The following is a 3846-nucleotide window of genomic DNA, read 5'->3' on the forward strand; positions in this document are numbered from 1 at the left end:
TTTCGCTGAGGGGGTGGAATGGGCAGACCCATGAAGCGGCGAGTACCCTCACCATCCACTGTGGATATGGCTCTCTCTGGGCCTCCAACTTGAGCCTGTTCTACCCACCCGAGGAAGGCCCCGCCCAGGAGCGCATCCTCCAGGCCCCCATGCTCGCCCGGATACTGCGCGCCATGGCCGTGGCCTGGGAGCCAGAATGGGGGCTCGTCACCTCGCCCGAGCATCGCGACCTGGTGGCGCCGGAAGCCGAGCCCGGCACCTTCGTCAGCTGGCTCATGTACATCTCCCACCGTCGCGGCCCGCTGCCGCCCCTCCCCCCACCCGTCCACGTCGAACCCGTGGAGGACAAAGGCACGCTCGTCATCCTCACCCCCGAGCGCTTCACCGTCTCCAACCCGGCGCACGTGGAGCTGGCCCGCGACGTCTCCGAGCGGCTCGCCCAGGCCGGCCTGCTCACGCCCCTACGGCCCTGCGATGAATGACGCCCTTCATCGACTCGGCTGTCGGGATGGTGTAGAAATCCCGACGATTGTCCGGTCGCGCTTTTCGCGACCGGGAGGGGCGGACGCGACGAAGCACGGCAGACGCGCCAGGTAGCGCGAGCGGTCGAGAGAGGTCCGGAAAAGCATCAGCCTCAGCGCCTCGAGCGCGGGAGCGGCGTTGCGCCGCTCTGGAAGCCAAGCTGGACACTCTCCGCAAGGTAGCCTGTTCTTGGCTCTCTCCCGGTACAGGGCCATGGGCCCCTCGGGGAGCTGAGCCAACGACGCAACCGCCGTTTCCCCAAGGGGCCCATGGCCCTGTACCGGGGAGAGCCGGTGAGGCTACCGTGCCCCAGGTGAGTTGGTGGTGTTGTTCCAGGCCTCCCTCGACCGCTCGCGCCCTCCCCCTCCCCGGATGCAGCCCGCTCGCCTTTCCGAGGTGCCGCGATGACCGCGAAGCTCGAGACGTTCGTCCCCGCCGCGGCCCCCGTCGTGGTGCCGGCCCCCGCGCCCGCTCCTCCCCCAGCCAACGTGCTCGCCCAGCGCGAGGTGACTCAGCGAGAGGAGCAGGCGCGGCTGGCCCGCTGGAAGGCGATTGAAGAGGCCGGGGGCCAGGAGGCCTGGGTCGACGCCGCGCTGAAGGCCCGGGGGCTCTCGCCCGAGCACGAGGACCCCAGCGAGCTCTCCGAGAAGGAGAAGGCGGCCTGGAAGGAGAAGAAGAAGGCCGAGGCCGCCGAGCGTCGCGTGCTCCAGCGCCTGGCGTGGGAGGCGTGGCGCGCCACGCACATCAACCACCTGGGCGCGGGGGTGCACTGGGACGAGTCGGGCAGGCCGGACACCTTCGACCTGAAGGACCGCGAGGAGCGGGCCAAGGCGAACGGGCTGCCGGAGCTGGGCTCGCCGCGGGTATTGGCCAAGGCGCTCGGGCTGAGCGTGACGCGGCTGCGCTGGTTCGCCTACCACCGCGAGGTGGACACGGGGACGCACTACCGCAGCTGGGAGATTCCCAAGCGGGACGGTGGGAAGCGGACCATCACCTCGCCCAAGAAGGAGCTGAAGCAGGCGCAGCGCTGGGTACTGGCCAACGTCGTCGAGCGGCTGCCGGTGCACGGGGCGGCGCATGGCTTCATGGCGGGGCGCTCCATCGTCACCAACGCGCTGGCGCACCAGGGCGCGGACGTGGTGGTGAAGATGGACATCAAGGACTTCTTCCCCTCGGTGACGTGGCGGCGCGTGAAGGGGCTGCTGCGCAAGGGCGGGCTGGCGGAGAACACGGCGACGCTGCTGGCGCTGATGGCCACCGAGGCCCCGCGCGAGGTGGTGCAGTTCCGCGGCAAGACGCTGTACGTGGCCAAGGGGCCGCGCGCGCTGCCGCAGGGGGCTCCGACGTCGCCGGGAATCACCAACGCGCTGTGCCTGCGCCTGGACAAGCGGCTGTCGGCGCTGTCGAGGCGCCTGGGCTTCACCTATACGCGCTACGCGGATGACCTGACGTTCTCCTGGCGCGCGAGCCGGAAGGCCAAGGCGAAGGCACCGGTGGCGGTGCTGGTGGCGCGGGTGGAGCGGATCCTCGAAGCGGAAGGCTTCCGGGTGCATCCGGACAAGACGCGGGTGATGAAGCCGGGAAACCGCCAGGTGGTGACGGGGCTCGTCGTGAACGAGGCCGCGAAGGGCCAGCCCGGGGCGCGGGTGCCGCGCGAGGTGGTGCGCCAGTTGAGGGCCGCGCTGCACAACCGGGAGAAGGGCAAGCCGGGCAAGGAAGGCGAGACGCTCGAGCAGCTCAAGGGCATGGCCGCCTTCATCCACATGACGGACCCGGCCAAGGGCCGTGCGTTCCTGGAGCGACTCGCCGCGCTGGAGAAGCGCAGGGCTTAACGAGCACATATCACTTGCTTCACAGCAAGAAAGGTCTTGCGAGCCATGGCGACCCCTAAGCAGTCCTCAACCCGGGCAGCAAAACACGTATCAGTGCGCACCAAGGATGCACCGGCAATGCCGCTGGCCTGGGTAGCTCAAGCATGGCTGAAGAAAGGTGGGAATAAGAGTACTCCTCAAGCAGCGACACTTGTAGTCCACCTTGTGTCAGTGAATGAGAGGTACTCAACCCGTGTGTCAGCGCGGCTACGGCTGATGCGCGCGATCGGGGGAAAGTTTGGTGGACTGATGCCCCGAGCCATGGACTCACTCTGGATCTATCCTGGAGGGTTCTTCGGTTTCGACGCGCGCAGATTCTATGAAGGCGACAGCGCTAAGGCGTGGAAGGGAGTGCAGTCCTTCTCTGACAATCACATCAAAAATGTGATCAGAGCACACCCTGCCAAATCAACCATCACGTTCGGAGCCGACAATTCCCAGCAGCGGCAGCGACTGCTCGTCTGTGGCAGTTCCGTCAATACCCTCAAGGTTCTCCGCAGCGACACTGACCTCACGTATCGTCAGTTGAGCGTTGGGGGTGGATTGAAGGCTGCATTTTTCGTGTGTGGCGAGTTCACTGGAAGTTGGACCTCCGCAAACGGGCCCTATTTCGGAAATAAGGTACTGACCCGACCGGCCTCCAAACTGTCGGGTTGTGACTTGCTCATCGATCTAGCCCACAGCCGCGTTCGACGGACCATCTACCGGCCGCCCACGCACCGTCACGTACATCAGCTTCAAATGCTGCGCTTTGCGCAGCGAGGAGCGGCCTTTTTGGCACACCACCATGGTGGAGAAACCACCATGGGCCGGCCGACGACGGACTGCTCTCCCCACTGGATCGCCTACCGAGGCGACAATGCACTCGATAATGTCGCCGCAGTCGTCCGCATCGAGCCGAGCGATCTGCCATGAGTCGATGGCTTCTCAAGCCCGACGAGCTGTGGAGTTGGCCTGAACTGAGAAGCCAACAGGCCCTGCCAAGGAGTCCCGGTGTCTATGGCTGGTACTTCAAGGGCCTCTCAAAGCATGTGCCCCTCTCGACCTGCCACAAGCACGATGGGTGGTCACTCGCCTACGTCGGCATTGCCGCCAGCCGCCCGCGTGCTGAGCGCGTCAAAAGTATACAGACGCTTCACAAGCGGATTGGCGTCCACTTCACCGGCAATGCCTGTGGCTCGACGCTGAGGCTGAGCCTCGGTTGCCTGCTAGCGAGCAAGCTCGGCATCGAGCTTCGTCGCGTCGGCTCTTCTGGCACGCGGCTTACTTTCGATCTGAATGCGGGGGAGCAGAAGCTCTCCGCGTGGATGGTGGAGCATGCACGTGTGGTGTTCATCGAGCACCCGAGACCGAGAGAACTCGAAGAAGAGCTGATTCGCGAGCTAGACCTGCCCCTCAACCTTGAAAGCAACGACCAGCACCCCTTCCACGAAACCTTGTCGAAGCTTCGAGC

General features: G+C 65.7%; 4 protein-coding genes. All 4 read left to right on the plus strand.

Annotated features, from left to right (window positions below; genetic code table 11):
• The coding region (locus tag VF794_RS13490; protein WP_331110392.1) for an Imm52 family immunity protein at nt 1-482 on the plus strand (482 nt) is incomplete at its 5' end.
• Nucleotides 483-926: 444 nt separating this feature from the next.
• Nucleotides 927-2354 carry a reverse transcriptase family protein gene (locus VF794_RS13495; protein ID WP_331110394.1) on the plus strand — a complete coding sequence of 476 codons (1428 nt, stop codon included), beginning with the start codon at nt 927-929 and terminating at the stop codon, nt 2352-2354.
• A 300-nt stretch (nt 2355-2654) separates the two neighbouring features.
• Nucleotides 2655-3308 (plus strand): hypothetical protein, encoded by a 654-nt coding sequence (locus VF794_RS13500; protein ID WP_331110395.1) that lies wholly within the window; start codon nt 2655-2657, stop codon nt 3306-3308.
• The coding region (locus VF794_RS13505) for a GIY-YIG nuclease family protein (RefSeq protein ID WP_331110397.1) at nt 3305-3846 on the plus strand (542 nt) is incomplete at its 3' end. The genes VF794_RS13500 and VF794_RS13505, both read left to right, overlap by 4 nt.

The organism is Archangium sp., from assembly GCF_036389735.1.
Taxonomy (GTDB): domain Bacteria; phylum Myxococcota; class Myxococcia; order Myxococcales; family Myxococcaceae; genus Archangium.

Coding starts and splice junctions, on each gene's coding strand:
- VF794_RS13500 (WP_331110395.1), top strand. CDS start 2,655: ATGGACTCACTCTGGATCTATCCTGGAGGGTTCTTCGGTTTCGACGCG.
- VF794_RS13495 (WP_331110394.1), top strand. CDS start 927: ATGACCGCGAAGCTCGAGACGTTCGTCCCCGCCGCGGCCCCCGTCGTG.